Source organism: Paenibacillus sp. FSL R7-277 (assembly GCF_000517965.1).
Classification (GTDB): Bacteria; Bacillota; Bacilli; order Paenibacillales; family Paenibacillaceae; genus Paenibacillus_AQ; species Paenibacillus_AQ silagei.
Genome location: NZ_ASPX01000014.1, coordinates 1 through 18707, shown reverse-complemented (window position 1 = coordinate 18707; position 18707 = coordinate 1). Strand labels below are relative to the sequence as shown.

11 protein-coding genes and 1 riboswitch are annotated in these 18707 nt (G+C 52.3%); of the genes, 7 read left to right on the top strand and 4 right to left on the bottom strand.

Going from position 1 to position 18707, the window contains the following annotated elements:
- Positions 1-106: 106 nt before the first annotated feature.
- Positions 107-895, top strand: coding sequence for a formate/nitrite transporter family protein (locus C173_RS06955; RefSeq protein WP_036723535.1), 789 nt, complete (start codon positions 107-109; stop codon positions 893-895).
- Between the two features lie 635 nt (positions 896-1530).
- On the opposite strand, the gene C173_RS06950 is transcribed toward C173_RS06955, so the two are convergent.
- A complete protein-coding gene (locus C173_RS06950) occupies positions 1531-3837 on the bottom strand; it encodes a TPM domain-containing protein (protein ID WP_081751056.1) in 2307 nt (768 codons plus the stop codon).
- A gap of 245 nt (positions 3838-4082) precedes the next feature.
- Positions 4083-4226 (bottom strand): hypothetical protein, encoded by a 144-nt coding sequence (locus tag C173_RS34620; RefSeq protein WP_200869518.1) that lies wholly within the window; start codon positions 4224-4226, stop codon positions 4083-4085.
- A 298-nt stretch (positions 4227-4524) separates the two neighbouring features.
- Here C173_RS34620 and C173_RS32720 point away from each other — a divergent pair, with 298 nt between their 5' ends.
- Positions 4525-7665 (top strand): EAL domain-containing protein, encoded by a 3141-nt coding sequence (locus tag C173_RS32720; RefSeq protein WP_051477875.1) that lies wholly within the window; start codon positions 4525-4527, stop codon positions 7663-7665.
- 157 nt (positions 7666-7822) lie between these two features.
- Here C173_RS32720 and C173_RS06940 read toward each other — a convergent pair whose 3' ends face one another.
- A complete protein-coding gene (locus C173_RS06940) occupies positions 7823-8782 on the bottom strand; it encodes a GGDEF domain-containing protein (protein WP_036723531.1) in 960 nt (319 codons plus the stop codon).
- A 361-nt stretch (positions 8783-9143) separates the two neighbouring features.
- Positions 9144-9243, top strand: a riboswitch (purine riboswitch).
- Positions 9244-9381: 138 nt separating this feature from the next.
- Here C173_RS06940 and C173_RS06935 point away from each other — a divergent pair.
- Together C173_RS06935 and C173_RS06930 are read left to right on the top strand one after the other, a co-directional pair.
- On the top strand, positions 9382-10845 hold the full coding sequence (locus C173_RS06935) for an NAD(P)/FAD-dependent oxidoreductase (protein ID WP_036723529.1): 1464 nt from the start codon (positions 9382-9384) through the stop codon (positions 10843-10845).
- Between the two features lie 610 nt (positions 10846-11455).
- Positions 11456-12973: a methyl-accepting chemotaxis protein gene (locus C173_RS06930; RefSeq protein ID WP_036723528.1), complete on the top strand. Its 1518-nt coding sequence runs from the start codon at positions 11456-11458 to the stop codon at positions 12971-12973.
- 295 nt (positions 12974-13268) lie between these two features.
- On the opposite strand, the gene C173_RS32715 is transcribed toward C173_RS06930, so the two are convergent.
- Positions 13269-13949, bottom strand: a complete 681-nt coding sequence (locus tag C173_RS32715; protein ID WP_051477874.1) for a class I SAM-dependent methyltransferase — start codon at positions 13947-13949, stop codon at positions 13269-13271.
- 617 nt (positions 13950-14566) lie between these two features.
- On the opposite strand from C173_RS32715, the gene C173_RS06920 reads away from it, so the two are divergent.
- From C173_RS06920 to C173_RS06910, 3 genes are all read left to right on the top strand, one after another.
- The gene (locus tag C173_RS06920) at positions 14567-16171 is read left to right on the top strand and encodes a sensor histidine kinase (RefSeq protein WP_200869519.1); all 1605 of its coding nucleotides are present in this window, start codon (positions 14567-14569) and stop codon (positions 16169-16171) included.
- Entirely contained in the window at positions 16168-16899 is a 732-nt protein-coding gene (locus C173_RS06915; RefSeq protein WP_036723527.1) for a LytR/AlgR family response regulator transcription factor, read from the top strand. Before C173_RS06920 ends, C173_RS06915 begins: the two co-directional genes overlap by 4 nt.
- Before the next feature lie 135 nt (positions 16900-17034).
- Positions 17035-18291, top strand: coding sequence for an L-lactate MFS transporter (locus tag C173_RS06910; protein WP_442792617.1), 1257 nt, complete (start codon positions 17035-17037; stop codon positions 18289-18291).
- Positions 18292-18707 lie beyond the last annotated feature (416 nt).

The window sequence follows — 18707 nt, the reverse complement described above, 5'->3', positions numbered from 1 at the left end:
CTCTGTGATTCAAGCAATTTCCAGTGGTTTATTGGGTATAATAGCTGGAGGCTGTACATCAGTCTTCCGGCACCACTGAAAATATAAAGTGAATACGGAGGGTCAAATGGAGAACGAGGCACTGCTGCAGGTAGAGAAGCTTGCACTTAAGAAACAGAAGATCTTCCGGCAAAGCGTATGGCGGTACATTGCCAGGGCCATGCTCGCCAGCATGTTTATCGGATTCGGCGTGATCGTAGCCTTTAAGACCGGCAACTTCTTCTATATGGAACAATCGCCGATGACCTATCCGATGGCTGCGATCACCTTCGGCGCAGCCATCATCCTGATTTCCTACGGTGGAGGAGATTTATTTACCGGGGACACTTTTTATTACACCTATGCGGCACTGAGGCGCAAGCTGGCATGGACTGAGGTTGTGCGGATGTGGGTCGTCAGCTATCTGGGCAACATTCTTGGGGCTACGGCGTTTGCCCTGCTTATTTTTCTGACCGGATTGTTCTATGATTCCTCTGTCAACGGGTTCCTGCTTAATGTGGTGGCCCATAAGATGGAAGCACCGGCGATGCAGCTGTTCTTCCGGGCGATTCTCTGTAACTGGCTCGTCTGTCTGGCCTTCTTCGTGCCGATGTCAATGAAGAACGACGGTGCCAAAATGTTCGCCATGGTGCTGTTCGTGTTCTGCTTCTTCATCTCGGGGTACGAGCATAGTATTGCCAACATGTGTACCTTCGCGATTGCTCTCGTCCTGGATCACCCTGGTACGATCTCCTGGGGAGGCGTGGTGCATAATCTCGTCCCGGTCACATTAGGCAATCTGATCGGCGGCGGCGTGCTAATGGGCGTGATGTATTACTATGTGAACAAGCCGTTTCTGGAGGATGAGTCTCACTGAACGGCAATAACACGACACAACAGCGATTCTCCGGTTACCGGGGGATCGCTGTTGTGCGTTCGCAGGTAGGCCTAGGGCAAATGTATGTGGAAAAGCGAATACAATCGGTGCTGGCGAGGGTAAGTGGGCAAATGTATGCGAAAACAAACATGTCTTTCAAGGCACAACTCCAGCATGAAAATGAGCAGCGTGGCTAAAAAACAGAACATCGTCTTTTCATTTATTTAACATATTTTAACGGAAAACCAAACACAATGGGACTGGGTGCGCCGCGCAGGCCAAATGTAATCGAAAAACCGACCACAATGGGACTGGGAGCGCCGCGTAGGCCAAATGTAATCGAAAAACCGACCACAATGGGACTGGGTGCGCTGCGTAGGACAAATGTAATCGAAAAACCGACCACAATCGGATTGGGAGCGCGGCGTAGGCCGTGCGTTTATCGCAGCGCCAGACGTATTTTCACAGAAAAACCAAATACAATGTGCTAGCGTGAGGGCGCAGGGTCTGGAGGAAGTACATAGAAAGCAAAAATCAGGGACACTAATGTCCCTGATTTCGCTTAATGCCGCAGAATAAATTGTTACATCACCCACCTGTTAGGGTGAGGATGTGCTGTAGCGGCAGTCGGCTGCTTACCACTTGGAGCCGCCGGAGCTTCGGCCGGATTTGCCGCCGCCAAACGAAGAGCCGCCGGAGGAACGTCCGCCACCACCGCCGCCGCCCCAAGAAGAGCCGCCGGAGGAGCGTCCGCCGCCAAGCCCGCCGCCGAATCCTCCGCCCGGCGGGCCGGAATTGCGTCTGCGGGCTTGTTCCCGGCGCTGCTGCTCCCGCAGCATGGCCATTTGGGCTGCGCGTTCGGCCTCTTCCTTCTGACGGACCAGCCGGTTCGCTTCTTCTACGAAGGAAGCAATCTGCGAAGCATAGGAGCGTCCTGTCTCCTCCAGCTGATCCAGATCGTAAGGACCCGAGGCCAGACGCTGCTCCAGCACGTTATACTCCGGCAGCAGGGATAGCTGGAAGCGGTTCTGCGAGGCAATTCCTCTGCTGTGCAGCAGATTGTAAGCGGCATCCACCCGGCTCTGCCCTTCTGTGAACAGCCTGCTCAAGCTGTCGAGGCGCTCCTCCAGAGTGTCCAAACTGCTGCTAATGCTACTCATGCTGCTTGCCGTCTCATCCTGCAAAGCAAGGAGCCGGTCCAGCCCGCTGCGGGCATTGTCATACTCTCCGCGTGCATCGCTGGACCAGGTCTCGAGCTGAGGCACTTCCGCCGCGCCCTGCCGCAGTGCGCCGCCGGCCTCTTCCAGCAGCTTCTCCAGAGCGTCCAGGTGCTGCCGGGCGAACCGGTTCTTCGCCCCGGCAAGCCGGCTCTGTAATTCGTTCCGCCGCTGGCTAAGCGTTGCCCATGTGCTGCGTACAGTCTCCAGATCCTTGAGGTTATTCTGCCGGATCATAGCCTGGCGTTCCGTCATGGCCACGGCTTCAGTCAGAAGGGCATCCATGTCAGCGCCGATCCGGCGCACTTCATCCATATCGCCGCTGTGCAGCGGCGCTTTCATGGAACTGGCGGCAGCGGAAGCCTGCTCCAGGCTGTCGTAAGGCTTAACCTTCATATTGTGCAGGGAGTTCTGGTCGATCAGCCCGGCAATCCGGCTGTGGGTAGTCGCCAGGACACCGGGGAAGGCCTTCAGCTTATCGTCAAAGGTCCCCACATCCTGCATATCCTGCTCAATCTGCTGTTGCCGCTTTTTAGCTTGTGCAGTAATCTCCTGGGCAGCAATGGGGTCGAACAGCTCCAGTTGATCTGCCTTGGCCGTCTCTTCGGCCAGCTCCTGAAGATCTTGGGCAATCTCCTCCAGCGTATAGCCCGTCTCCAGGGCCGCTTGCTGCCGCTGTTCTTCAAGCTCCGGGGCAGCCTGCTTCAGCTCGGTGATCTGCTGCTTGACGTTCCGGTCGGCATCGCTGACGACTGCGATATTCTTCTCCTCTTCCTCCAGGGAGGCACGGAATTCCCCCTCTGTCTGCTGAAGCTGCTCTGCCGCCGCCTTAAGCGCAGACAAGCGGTAGAATGGCGGCAATGGTGCTTGCCCGGCGGTCTGCAATGCAGAGATTTCGACCAGCCGGGAGGTCAGGCGCTTCGAGATGCCCTCGACCATCTCCCCGGTCTTGCCCTGCACAATCCCCTGGAAAGGCTGAAGGGACTCCAGAGCGCGGTTCGCCCGTACCAATAGGTCGGCGAGCTGCTCACGCTGCACGGACAGTCCCTTGCGGCGGCGCATTCCGGTAATTGCCACATACAGCAGCAATATCAGCAGCGCGGCCAAGACAAGACCGCCTGCGACCGGCAGGAGAGGGAATCTGCTGCTGCTGCCGTTAGGACTGGAGCCAGCTCCTGCCGTACCGGCATCCGCACCGCCTGCCGCACCGCTGCCGGTATTACTGCTCTGTCCGCTGCTGCCAATGGCTTGCATCTGCTGGATCACAGAACGTATGCCTTCAGGGATATCTCCGTTTTTGGCATAAGGATTGAAATATTTCTCCAGCACCTTGTTAATTGCTGCGTTACCTGCAGCTCCGCCCTGTTGTAAGGACCAGGCATCGAGCGCATCCTGCAGCCCGGGGTTAATGAAGCTGATCTCAGTCAGCTGATTTTCATAAGCGATCAGGAGCAGGATGTCCCGGGACTTCAGCCCCCAGGTATCATATACATCGGCGGCATAACTGGACATGTTGCTTCCGGCCAGCGAATCAACGGTTAAGACATGGAAGGTGTACCGGTCTGTAGTAGCAATCCGGGCAAGGCTCTCTGCTTCCTGGGCAGACAGCAGCCGGGCTTCATCCGTAATTACTCCTTGCTGTGCAGGAATATTTGCAGCATAGACCCCTGGAATCCACAGCAGGGATAATATCAGGACCAAGGCGAGGGTGAGGTTTTTTCTCAATCTGACACACTCCGATCTATAGGCTATTGTTCATTGTAGTATGCTGATCATTATACTATATCATTACACATTCTAAGCCCCGCAGATGCAGGTACCCCGGAATTGACGGGCGATAGCGTCCACCCAAGTGCTCACGTTGATCCTGCTCCAAATCAAAAGGCGGTTCCAGCAGCCATTTCATGGCTTTTGGAACCGCCTCTTGTGAAAGAAGTAAGCTATATTCATCTATTTCTGTATGAAATGGGCTATCTGGTCTCTAGGCACAGGATATACTGCAACCGGGACTTGATTTCTTTCTGCCATTTCATATCTCCGACTTTCACAGCAAGATTGAGCAGGTCCAGGTAATCGTCAACCTGCAGGGCGGTCCGGGTAGTGGCTGCGTTCATGGGGGTTCAGTCTCCTTTTAGCTCAAATATAGAAAATAATGAATGTTGCACATCCAATAATGATAATCATTATCAACCGTTACTGTTATTATCCACACTTTAACCGCAAAAAGCAATACAAATCTAAAGTTTTTGATTAAATCTAAGATGATGCACTAAAGAGTTAAGGATATGAAACCGCAGGATGTGCACAATTTATCGGAAATGAGAAAAAAGGAGCAGGAACCCTACCATATTTTGTCGAATAAGCTTGTATACATAGTTATGCCGATCTTACTTGGGATAAAGGAGAATTGCGATGAAGCGGTGTAAATTGTTGCTTCTAATTAGCATTGTGCTCATGCTTGCACACCCCGCTGCCGCTTATGCCGAAAGACAGGAAATTAAGTACCAGGCAGAACTGGAGTATCCACCTTATAAGTACATACAGAATGGTTATCTGACGGGCTTCGATATTGACCTGACAAGTATGATCTTTGAGAAGAACGAATATCTTGTCCACTACAGCACCGGGAAGTGGGAGCAGACGTACCGGCGGCTGAGTGAGGGCGGGATTGATACTACCGGGCTTATGGCTGTCAGCGAGGAGAGGAAGCAGAACATTCTTTTCTCGAAACCCGTGTTAAAAAGCTATATTTCTGTCTATTCGCGTCAGGAACTCCAGGGTGACGTGACGCTGGGCACACTCCGTAAGTACAAGATCGGTGTTGGCAAAGGACAATATGCAGAGACCATCCTGCAGAACGAGGCGGGTATCCCGCCATCAGAATACATAGAATATGCAACCGTACCGGATGCGTTGGACGCTCTGCGTCAGGGGGAGATCGACCTGCTGTTCGAGAATCAGGGGGTTGTCGATTATCTGATTGTAGAACAGGGCTTAACCGGTAATATTATCCGCAAAATGAGCAATTTGTATCCGCAGGATGTGGCCTACGGCATCAGCAAGTCCAAGCCGGAGCTGGTGTCCTACGTCAATGCAAGGCTAGAGCGTCTGGTAAGCTCAGGTGCCTTCGAAGAGCTGTACCAGCAGTATTTCTTCGTGCATTCCGACCATTATAATGAAAAGATGCGTAACCGGATTTTTACCGTATTCTCCATCGGGACCCTTCTGCTGGTATTCGGTGCCGTCCTGCTCCGGATGTATATCCGGCGGCTGCGCCGTACGATTCACTCCGAACAGGAATTCTTCAAGGATGTGATCGAGAATGCCGGAGTGATTGTGTGGGCTGTTCACGGGGACAAGCGGAGCGTGCGCTTCAATAAATATGCCGAGATGATGACCGGGCTGGAGGAGAAGGAGGTGCTGGGCGTAAGCATAGATGAGCTGCCCGGCCTGGAAGACGGTGCAGCCGTGCTTAGAGATCTCCTTGCCAGGGCGGCAGCCCGGGATTATGTGACCAATGTCGAGCTGAGGCTTCCTGACCATTCTCCGGGTGCGCATTATTTCTCCGTCCGCACGGCCCTCATTAAGGGAATGGACGAGCAGGCGGAGGATATCTTCGTGCTGGTCGGCATCGATATCGATGAACGCAAGCAGAATGAGCTTAAGCTGCAGCTTAGCTACGAGGAGCTGGAGTCTACATATGAGGAGCTGGCGGCCACAGAGGTAGAGCTGCAGGATCAGTTCAATAAGCTGGGGGTCAGCGAACGGCGGTTCCGCCTGGCCTCGGAAGGCTCTGGTGCGTACATGTGGGAGCTGGACTGGGACAGCGGCTTCTACAAGCTCTCGGACCGGTGGTACGAGGTGATGGGATATACCGAGGCGGAGATCAACTCCTTCGAGGGAGGCGTGCTCAGCATTATTCACCCGGATGATCAGGAATCCGCGCGCAAGGCCAGACAGGAGCATCTTACCGGATTGACCCCGATCTATGAAACCGAATACCGGATGAGAACAGGGCAAGGGGAGTACATCTGGTTCGAGGTGCGGGGCAAGGCAATCGTTGACCCGAAGGATCAGATCGTCCTGTTCCTCGGTTCCCTGATCGATATCAGCAAGCGCAAGCAGGCAGAATTCAAGCTGAATAACAGCTACCAGGAGCTGGAGGCGACTTATGAGCAGCTTACAGCGACCCAGCAGGAGATTGTAGGACAATATGATATGCTGCTGGAGAATCAGAAGAATATGCACCGTCTGGCCTATGTGGATTCGCTCAGCAATCTTCCAAACCGGCTCAGTCTGCTGGAGACGATGGAGAATTATTTCCGCCGGACGGGAGGCAGTGCGGCGCTGCTTTTCGTAGATATGGATAATTTCAAATACATCAATGACACGCTTGGACACAAGTCCGGCGATATTCTGATCCGCAAGGCCAGCGAACGGCTCCAGTCTGTAGTGCGTGAGGAGGATCTGCTGTCGCGGCTGGGCGGGGATGAATTTGTGATTTTCCTCAAGGATATTGAGAGCCGGGTGGATGTGCTTAATCTGGCCGAGGATATTATGCGTGCGTTCCGCAAGTCTTTTCTTATCGGTGAGAGCAATCTGTATGTGTCCTCCAGTATCGGGATCTCCTTCTACCCGGAAGACGGCGAGACGACGGAAGAGATTCTGAAGAACGCCGATGTAGCGATGTACCGGGCCAAGGAAGAGGGGAAAAGCACCTACGTCGTATATGATAAATCAATGCATACCGCCTTCAATGACCGGATGAATATTGAGAAGCATCTGCGCAGTGCGATGAATAATAACGAATTCGAGCTGCATTATCAGCCGCAGGTGCAGATGGAGACCGGGCTGATCTCAGGCTTCGAGGCTCTGATCCGCTGGAACAGTCCGGTCCTCGGCTTTGTCTCCCCGCTCTCCTTCATTAAGATCGCCGAGGATTCCAGGCTGATTATCTACATCGGTGAATGGGTGCTGCGGGAAGCCTGCAAGTTCATGAACAGCATCCATCAGCGGACCGGCATTCCTTATAAAATATCTGTCAACATCTCCATTATTCAGCTCCTGCAGGATGATTTCGTAGAGATTGTGCTGGACAGTCTGGAGGAGAGCGGCCTTGTGGCATCCAGTCTGGAGCTGGAAATCACAGAGTCTATCTTCATGGAGTCGTTCGGGAGTACGGTCAGCAAGCTGGAGTTCCTGCAGTCCCGGGGAATACGGATTGCCCTTGATGATTTCGGGACGGGGTATTCCTCCCTTAGCTATCTGCAGCAGCTGCCGATTTCTACGCTCAAGATGGATAAAGTTTTCATTGATTCCTTGGCTGATAAGGCCTTTAGCGAATCTTTTGTGCAGACGATTATTACTCTGGGCCACAAGATGGGTCTGGATGTAGTAGCCGAGGGCGTGGAGGATGCCAGCCAGTGGGCCTTCCTTAGAGAAGCTCATTGCGATAAAGTGCAGGGGTATCTGATCAGCCGGCCGGTGCCGCAGCGCCAGGTCATGGAGCTGCTTGTTCCGCAGAGACGGTATGGGGCGGAGGAGCTGGAATAGATATCAGACAGGTTCAGATGACAAGCGGGTCCCCGGCATAGGCTGCTATGCACGGTGGACCCGCTTTTTTGAAATATAGAAATCATATGTTTGGGGGCCCCGCTAAATACCTGAATCATCATTGAAGCTAAAGCCACACTTTGTGGGATGGATGGACCTAGAAGATGACGATTTTGTTCTTGCCGGTTTTCTTGGCCTCGTACAGGGCGTCGTCCGCCTGCTGAAAGATAGAGCTCTTGGAATCCCCGCCGTTATATTCATGCATTCCGATGCTCACGGTAACCGATTCATTGTCCATTTCGCTGATCGGAAGGCTTGCAATTCCTGCGAGGATATTCTCCATAATGCGGCCCGAATCCTCTAATGTCTTGGATGTCAAAATAATCACGAATTCCTCCCCGCCGTACCGCGCTGCGAAATCATCCGAGCCGATATGCTGGAGCATGACAGCGGCGACCTGCCGGAGAACGATGTCTCCGACCCAGTGCCCGTACCGGTCATTGACCTTTTTGAAATTGTCGATATCTATAACCGCCAGCTGCATCGGAAAAGGATTGCTCTCTTGATGGTCAATCAGCCAGCCCAGGTACTCATGAAAGGTCTTATGGTTGTACAGGTCGGTCAGCGGGTCGATCTTGGACAGCCGGTCCATAATAATATTCTGGATGCGCAGCTCTTGCTCTGACTTCAACGAATTCTCCAGCGAGCGCATAAGATCCTTGCCCCGGGCTATAACACCGAAGCCGGCCAGGGAGGTTCCGGCTAGGATCAGGGTGATAATGATGTTCTGGATGCGTAGCGTGTAATCGGTAATAGAGGTGTTCAGAAATAGTATGATGATGTAGATCAGGCAGATCACAGAGGAAGCCCTCAGATAATTCTCCCTCAGATAGATCATGGACACCAGCAGCGGAAGCAGCATAATCAGCGGCTTCACATGATATTCGGAACTAAGATTCAGGATGAACACGATACCACACAGGTGGCTTCCAAGAATAATTGAGAATTCGGATAACAGCGGCTTGTATTTATGAACAGCCTCCAGAATCAGCAGCAGGGCGAACAGAATAGCATCTGGAATCCAGATATGCCTAATGAGATATGGCTTGTCGGACAACTCGGGCCGGTGGCCCCACATGGATAAGTAAACATATAGCTGGCTTGCCATATAAACAAAAAGCGCCATCCAAAAGGTATTGAGGAGGACGCGGTTCCAATACATTTGGCGAGGAGTAGGGGGCGGGATCTGCATAAGATGTTCCTCTTTTCCAGTGGCAATGTACTTATATATTCGACAATGTTCTCGTTTCTCCTTCTAGGTCTTATGTCAGGGAATAGGTCTGGAATAACGTTCGTGTTTGTAAGGTGTTTGTTAGGTTGTCTGGGTACGTGATTCTGCATAATGCTATAAACACGAACTATTCATGCTATTCATCATTGACACATTCGGATTTATTCGGTAAAATTCCAATTGCCCCGTAATAACGGGTGAAGTTGTTCGTATATCCTCAATGATAAGGTTTGGGGGTTTCTACAGGGGACCGTAAATTCCTGGCTACGAATAGGGTGCATTTTGCATACCTATGAAGAGGCCGGGTTTTTTTGTGTGCTGTTGTGTGCTGCTTGGTTAAGTGGACTAATATACTGCAGAGACGCTTTGCGGCCCCTGTCAACCGCAGGCCGAAGCCGTTTCATCTTGGGAGGAACAGAGAAGATATGAGTAAATACGATGTAATTGTTGTTGGAGCCGGTCCGGCTGGAATATTCGCCTGTTATGAATTAACACTGAAGGCCCCTGAGCTGAAGGTGCTGCTGGTGGACAAGGGACATGATATCTACCGCCGCAACTGCCCGATCCTGGAGGAGAAAATCAAGCTCTGTCCGCCCGCCTCCGGCCGCAAGGAATTCGCCGGGTGTCTGCCGGCCTGCTCCATTACTGCGGGCTTCGGCGGCGCTGGTGCGTACAGTGACGGCAAATTCAACATTACCACTGAATTCGGCGGCTGGATGACGGATTATCTGCCTCCTTCCAAGGTGATGGAGCTGATTGAATATGTAGATGGAATCAACCTGGAGCACGGGGCAACCCCGGTCATTACCGATCCGACTACGGAGAGCATTCGCGGTATCGAGCAGCGGGGATATGCCGCCGGGCTGAAGCTGCTGCGGGCGCAGGTCCGCCACCTCGGAACCGAGCAGAACCTGGAGATTCTGAAATCGATCTATGAATATCTGCGGACACGCATTGATATGTTATACAAGACAGAAGTAGAAGATATCGTTACCGTCAAAGAGAACGGAACGCATCGAATCACAGGCATTATGCTGAAGAACGGGGAGAGTCATGAAGCAGGTCTGGTGATGATTGCTCCGGGTCGGGACGGCTCGGCCTGGCTGACCGAGGTGCTGAAGAAGCGCAGGCTCAAAATGTACAATAACCAGGTCGATGTCGGGGTGCGTGTAGAGACCTCGGATGTGGTGATGCGGGAGATTAATGAGCATCTGTACGAGGGCAAATTCATCTTCAATACCTCCGTAGGTACACGTGTCCGCACCTTCTGCAGTAATCCCTCGGGGCATGTGGTTGTGGAGAATCACAGCGGAGCGATGGCCGCGAACGGGCACTCCTATAAGGACCCTGCGCTGGGCTCGAAGAACACCAACTTTGCGCTGCTGGTCTCCCATACCTTCACCGAGCCGTTCGACAAGCCGAATGAATATGCCCGGGAGATCTGCAAGCGGGCGAATGATCTGTCCGGCGGCGGGGTCATTGTACAGAAATACGGAGATATCCTGCGGGGCCGCCGGTCTACGGAGACCCGGATTAAGGAAGGGTTCCTGGAGCCGACGTTGAAGGAAGCGGTGCCCGGTGACCTGGGGCTGGTACTGCCATACATCACGATGAAGAGCCTGATTGAAATGGTGGAGGCCTTGGAAAAGGTAACCCCGGGCATCGCTTCCGAGCATACCCTGTTCTATGGCGTGGAAGCGAAATTCTATTCCGCCCGTCCGAAGCTGTCGGATGAGTTCGAGACCGAAATCTCCGGCCTCTACTGCGGCGGCGACGGGGCAGGCATTACCCGCGGCCTGGCCCAGGCCGGAGCGGCTGGCGTGTGGATCGCCCGCGGCATGATGGCGAAGAATGCCCAAGAGGTTAGCGTACAACCGGCAGGGGTATAATCCTGGGCGGGATGACGCCGGAAGGACAGCCGTATCCTCAGATGCTGGGGGTCGGCTGTTTTTTTATTGTTTTTGTAGGAAACTATAGATTTGGGGATAAGTATTCTTTGAATGATTCGTAGAATGACTTTAATGCTGAGGTATGCTTAAAACCGAATGGAAATTGGCTGGTAGAGCGGCGCACGGACTAAAGGTATGTGAAAAACAGCATACATTGTGCTCGCAAGCAGGCCCATAGACCAAATGTATGTGAAAAACAGTATACATTGTGTTCTGATGCAGGCACACGGACCAAATGTATGTGGAAAATAGTATACATTGTGCTCGCAAGCAGGCGCACGGACCGAATGTATGTGAAAAACAGCATACATTATGCTCGCAAGCAGGCGCACGGACCGAATGTATGTGAAAAACAGCATACATTATGCTCACAAGCAGACACACGGACCAAATGTATGTGCGGCCGGAAGTCCAAAACTTCTATGGAGTCACGGCAATCCCATAACAGAAAAAATATAAGTGAAATCTATATAGTAGTGGTTTCCTTAATTTAACTCTGCTGATATAATGTTAGAATACATAACATGATAGAGTGGAGTGAACGTGCAGAATGGGAATTCGCCGGAGCAAGGCCGCTATCGTTATTATTTTGCTGCTAGGTGTGGGGTTGTATGGCTTATGGATGGAGATGTACTGGGTACATAAGGTTGTCTATCTGCTGCTGATGGTAGCGCTGGCCGGGTTTGCGCTGGATATGGGGCGGAACGGAGCGGTTGGAGCCCGGAAATTGGCGGAATCACAGAGCAAGGTAGAGCGGCTGGGCAATGAAATTGTTGTCACCTCGGACCGGCTGCATGGTGCTCTGGAGGAGATTACCCGTCATACCGAAGGACTTCAGCAGACAGCGGACTATTCGCATGCCTACGAGGTGGAGCTGCAGACCCGCAGCAATGAGGCGAAGGCCAATATTGAGGGGGCTTTTGCCAGGATGGGCGGAGTCGCAGCAGTTACCGGACAGATTGGAGAGCTGACCGGACGGCTGAGTATGGCGATGCAGGCAGCACGTACAGGGATGGCGGGGATGGTGGATTCCCTGAAGAATACAGATGAGGTCATGGAGGAATTGCAGGAGCAGAGCGGAGATATGCTGGGCAAATTCACCGTGTTAAGCGGACATATTGCGCTGGTGGAGGAGATGAACGCCCTGATCGTAGGCATCGGCAATGAGACCTCGCTGCTGGCCCTGAACGCCTCGATTGAAGCTGCGCGGGCCGGGGAAGCGGGCCGCGGATTTGCTGTGGTCGCAGGCCGGATCAGGCAGCTGGCCGATCAGAGCCGGGATTCCGTGGAGCGCTCAACGGCGGTGCTGCGGGATCTCAATCATGGCGTACGGCAGGTGCTGGAGTCGGTCACGAAGGAGCAGACAGCGGTTGCGCATGGAGTGAATGAAGTGGCGAAGGTGAAGCAGCGCCTCGGGGATATCTCGGCCCGGGTGGAGGAAGTCGGGGTCATAGTTACGGAGTCAGCGGCTGCGGCAGAGCGGCAGAACAGTCTGATCGAAGAGGTGACCGGCGAGCTGAGCGGTGCAGTAGGGATTGTCAATGAGACCATAGCAGGCGTAGACCTGACCTTGGAGCAGGTGACCCGCCAGCGCACGCAGATTGGGCAGCTTAATGAGATCAGCGCAAGCCTGCTGCTGGAATCTCAGACCCTGCAGCAGTCAGTGAACGGCATTGCCGGACGCGGAGTCATTGAGCTGAGTCAATATACGGCGCGGCTTGAGGAAATGCAGACGGTGCTTCAGGAGATAGCAGCCAAGCAGGAGATGTGTGCAGGGGATGCGGACATCCATGGCAGAGTTCTTGCGGCCTGCAAGCATAAGGTGCCGGATGTGCAGGCCATCTGGTCCAACCGGACGGATGGCACCTTCATCTACTCTGAGCCTGCGGCCGGCCTGCTGAATGCGAAGCGCCGCGACTGGTGGAACGGGGCGATGACGGAAGGTCAGTACGTCTCGCAGCCGTATGTCTCGGCCATTACGAAGCGTTCCTGCATCACCCTCTCCAGAGCAATTACGAACGGGGACGGGAAGATTGTGGGTGTGGTGGGGATTGATCTGGCAGTCTAGAGGCATTGAACAGTGGACGCATACGGCGCAGTAAGAGAAGGATAGTAGGTTGAATTGATTAGCGGGTCATTAAGCTGGAATGGATATATAAGCATTTTGCGAACAAACTCAAATTTGCATAAGGTGCATTAAAAACATTGGCCCCAAAAATTTCAACGACGACAGCTCTTGAACGAGATAATAAAGTCATAGACTGCCGTTGTGTTATTGAGTTAATGTGGCCCTTTAGCATAACGAAGGACTACCATACGGTAGCCCTTCGGTGTTCAAGAGTCATTCCCTGTTAATTCAACGCTTATCGCCGTACTTTCTTGCCAACAGCGAGCCCTAGACTCAACCAACGTCCTTCATCGTGCAAAATAAAATCCTTCTCGCCTTCGTAATATCGGAAATTATCGAGCATCCATTGGTAACTCTCAGAGAAGTAAGAACTTTCGGTAATTAAAAAACCTTGATTTCGAAGTAAATTGCAATTCCAATCTAACGTCCGAATCCATTTTTTATAAGACTGTAAGATATCGAAATTCTCCAAACCAAGCGGTATTGGATTCAATGTACACATAGGTTCTGCAATTCCAAAAAAACTGTTAGTGCGAGTAATGCGTGTGATTTCTTTCAGAGCTTGTTCCCTATCCTCTATCATAAAAAAAGAGCCGATACTAAAGACTGCATCAAATGCTTCGTCAGGAAATGGCATAAGTTCAGCATTCGCTCTTACTGCCAGAACGTTATTATCTACACCCTGTTCTGATGCATATTCCTGGATAACACTCAATATTTCCCACAATTCCAATGTAATTACAGTTACTCCCCAATGTTTAGCTACCGTTGCCGCAACTTGACCAGTACCAGCGCCTATTTCCAATACACGCATACCTGGCTTCAATTCTAAAGCAGTAATTAGTGGCAGAGCCATTTCGTATGAACCCGCGCCTAATGGAGTTGGGTTTTGGATACTTAGAAAAGGATTATTCAAGACATTTTTCTCCCTAATGGGGAGTCGCAGTTATAGGGCTAATTAGGCGCTATATTCCCCGTTTTTTTGCCCATTATTCTTCTTACTTTTCATGTTAACCGCCTCCAATTCTTATATATTCCAAGTTTATCAAAAAACAATCAAGGATACCATCATCTACTATCCTGCCTTGAAACTTTTTCATCGAGAGTCATAGTGACTGTTGCGCAGTCCGAAGAAAAGGTGCAGCAGTTATTTTGAGGGGCTGTTATAGCCCCTATAGATTACTTTCGTTTGTTACGGCCAATTAAGCCGCCCACAATCCAAAAGATCAAAATGCCAACAAAGGCAAATACAATCCAAAAAGCTATACGCACAAGCTATCACTCCTTTAAAACAACCTTACGATAATAGTTAATTTTCCGCAATAGAAGGGCTTTTATACTCAGTGAGGGAACACGACATGCCTGGTTTGGAAATCCAATAGGATTACCTCAACCCTTAGCGGCGGCTGCGCAGATTGCTATAACCATTATCCCAACTTATAATGGACCGATAGCTTGTCCTATGGAGGCGTGAGTGTGCAATATAATTTGAGTATTCTGCTGCAATTGTTAGAGCGGGCAGCGCTGCTGCTGATGTGTCTGTTCGTCCTGAGCCGGGTGCCGCGGTTCAAGGAGATTTTTGCCAAAGGGGTGCATGCCCCTCAGGAACTGGCGATTGTCACGGTTATCTTCAGCCTGTTCGCCATCTTCGGAACCTACAGCGGAATTAATGTGGAAGGGTCTCTGGTCAACGTGCGGATTATCGCCATCATAGCCGGAGGGATTCTGTTCGGTCCTTGGGTCGGGCTGATTACCGGGATCATCTCGGGCGTACACCGCTTCCTGATTGATATCGGCGGGGTCACCTCGCTCCCGTGTCTGATTACCAGCATTACGGCGGGCGTGGTATCCGGGATCATCTACCGGCGCACTTCGCCTGAACGCCGCTGGATCGCTGCCATTGTCGCCGGGATGGCCTGCGAGGCATTGACGATGGCGCTGATTCTGGTGATGGCTGATCCCCATTCGCTTGGCGTGGATATCGTGTCCAAGATTGCTTTTCCGATGATAGTGGGGCAGATCTGTGCCGGGCTGATCGTTACGCTTGTGCAGAGTGTAGAAGGGGAGAAAGAGCGGATTGCCGCGAAGCAGTCCAAGCTGGCGCTGGAGATTGCCAATAAGACGCTTCCGTATTTCCGCAGTATTACTCCCGAGTCGCTGCGTACCATCTGCGGAATCATCCAGGAGGATATCGGGGCGGATGCGGTGGCAATTACCGATACCAGAGTCATTCTGGCCTACGTGGGTGTCGGGGAAGAATATTATGCCGAAGCCAATGAGATCATCAGTGAGGAGACGAAGCAGACGCTGAGCAGCGGGGAGATTACCATCCGTGACGACGATACCGAATACATGAACCGGGACATCCGCTCGCTGATCATTATCCCGCTGAAGGAGAAGGGGGAGGTGACGGGATCACTCAAGATCTACTATACCCACGCGCATAAAATCACCTATTCCCTCCAGGCCATGGCGGTAGGGCTGTCACAGATCATCTCCACACTGATGGAGGTGTCACGGGTTGAGGGGATCAAGGAGATGGCCAACAAGGCCGAGCTGAAGGCACTGCAGACCAGCATCAACCCCCATTTTCTGTTCAATGCGCTAAATGCAATTATCTCCTCCATCCGGATAGACCCGGACAAGGCGCGTGAGCTGATCGTCAATCTGTCGGGGTATATGCGGTATAATCTGGAGCTGACCGATGAATCCATAGATATCCGGCGCGAGCTGCAGCAGGTGCAGCATTATGTGGAGATTGAGAAGGCCCGTTTCGGCAGCCGCCTGAGCGTTCTGTACGATATAGATGAGGTAACGGTACGTATTCCGAGTCTGGTCATTCAGCCGCTGGTGGAGAATGCGATTATCCACGGGATTTTGAAGGGGAAAGGGAACGGAACTGTAGACATCTCGGTCAAGGACCACGGAGACAGCGTAAGGGTGCGGATTGCCGATACCGGAGCGGGGATCAGTGAAGAGACGATTGCGAAGGTCTACAGCGGAAGCATGGAGGGCAACAAAATCGGCCTCAACAACGTGCACCAACGTATCAAGTTGATCTACGGTACGGGTCTGACCATCCGGCGGCTGGCTAAGGGGACGGAAATCTATTTTGATGTGATAAAGGAGCAGCGATGAGAGCGATCATTGTCGAGGATGAAGTGCTGGCAAGACAGGAGCTTACGTATCTGATTCAGACCCATAGCCGGATCAAGATTGCGGCGGAATTCGAGGACGGGCTGGAGGCGCTGAAGTATCTGCAGACGGATACGGTGGATGTGATTTTCCTGGATATCAATATCCCTTCAATTGATGGGGTGCTGCTGGCCCATAATATCAGCCGGTTCGCGGTCAAGCCGTATATTGTGTTCATTACAGCCTATAAGGAGCATGCCGCCGAGGCGTTCGAGATTGAAGCATTCGACTATATTCTGAAGCCTTACAGTGAGACGCGGATCAGAGCGATGCTGCAGAAGCTGGAGGGTGCCATCGCGGCCAGAAGCCGCCAGGGGGAAGAGGGACCGGTGAAGCTGGGCAGCGATAAGGTCAATCTGTGGAAAAATGAAAAGATTATCGTCGTCGATGCGGACGAGATCTATTATGCTTCGGCGCAGGAGAAAACAACGAGTGTGATCACCAAGGGGGAGGAATACAGCATGGCCCTCAGTATCAGTGAATTCCATACCCGCCTGCCGCAGGAGCAGTTCTTCCGCTGTCACCGCTCCTATCTGGTCAATCTGTCCAAAATCAAGGAAATCATCCCCTGGTTCAACAATACCTATCTGCTAAGGCTGCGGGATCTGAATGTGGAGGTTCCAGTCAGCCGCAGCAAGGTGAAGGAATTCAGGCAGATTATGCGTCTCTAACGGCAGTTCATTCCCCGTCAGTGTCATCTCATTCCGGATTTCTCTCAGAAGGAGCTCCTTTCGCTACAATGAAGAGGCAGAGTAAGCCTTGAAGCGACTTCAGCGACTTCAGAAGAGAAAGAGGGAATTCTGATGATAACGGATACAGCCAGTAAACGGTGGCTCATCGTACTAGGTACAGTAATTATGCAAATGGGACTCGGCACCATCTACACCTGGAGCCTGTTCAATGCACATCTTGTCAGTACATTTGGTTTTGAGCTTAGCTCAGTTTCGATAACGTTCTCTATTACCAGCTTTGCCTTGGCCTTCGCCACACTGTTCGCAGGCAAGCTGCAGGACCGGTTCGGTCTCCGCAGACTGACCGCAGCTTCCGGTATCCTGCTGGGGCTGGGGTTGATGCTAAGCTCTCAGGCCAGTTCCCTGCCGATGTTCTACCTGCTGGCTGGCGTAGTGGTCGGGTATGCTGATGGCACGGCGTATATTACTTCGCTGTCCAACCTGATGAAGTGGTTCCCGAAGCATAAGGGACTGATCTCCGGGGTGTCCGTGGGTGCTTACGGAACGGGCAGTCTGATCTTCAAATACATCAACGGCAGCCTGATTGAATCGGCGGGGGTGTCGAATGCTTTTCTATACTGGGGCCTGATGGTCATGCTGATGATCCTCCTCGGCTCGTTGCTGATCCGGGAGGCTCCGGTGGCTGCACCTGCTGTAACTGCTGCGGGAAACCGGGCATCGTCCGCTTCCGGGGCGGCTCTGCTGCCCAAGGATTATACCGTGAAGGAAATGCTCCGCACGAAGGAAGCGTACCTGCTGTTCGTGATTTTCTTCACCGCCTGCATGAGCGGCCTCTATCTGATCGGTATCGTGAAGGATATCGGTGTGCAGCTGGCGGGTATGGATGTGGCGACGGCGGCGAATGCTGTAGCGATGATCGCTATTTTTAATACGGCCGGACGCCTGATTCTTGGCGCATTATCCGACCGGGTAAGCCGGACCAAGCTGATTAGTATCACGCTCGCAGTAACGGCTGTGGCAATGTTTACCCTCAGCTATGCCACACTGAGCTATGGCCTGTTCTTCACCTGTGTGGCGGCCATCGCCTTCTGCTTCGGCGGTAACATTACCGTCTTCCCGGCGATTGTCAGTGACTTCTTCGGCCTGAAGAATCACAGCAAGAACTACGGCATCATCTATCAGGGCTTCGGGATCGGCGCGCTGTCCGGTTCGTTCATCGCCGCCTTCCTCGGCGGGTTCAAGCCTACTTTTAACATCATCGGTCTGCTGTGTATTCTGGCCTGTATCCTGGCGGTTTCGCTTAAGCCTCCGGTAGCCAGAGCAGCCAAAGCCAAGGGAATGAGCCTGAAGCCTTCACGGCATACGGCTTAAACCATATATCGACTTATCGACTTACGTCGGCTTAAAGTAGTATAGACAAAGAGAATAGCTTTTGGAGAAGAGATGTCCTACGTTCGCGTGAGCGGGTGGTGGAGGTCTTTTTTTCATGGTCGAAAACAAACATGTCTTTCGAGGCACAACTCCAGCATGAAAATGAGCAGTGTACCTAATACAGAATGTCGTCCGTTCGACTGTTTAACGTACTTAATTCAGCAAACCGACCACAAATGGACTGGACGCGCTGCGTAGGCCAAATGTAATCGAAAAACCGACCACAATTGGACTGGGTGCGCCGCGTCGGCCAAATGTAATCGAAAAACCGACCACAACGGTGCGACCCCCTTATCCCGGAGTCCTCCGTATAAAATCGGTACTTGTTGTAGATATGCTCTTTATTTCGCTTTTTC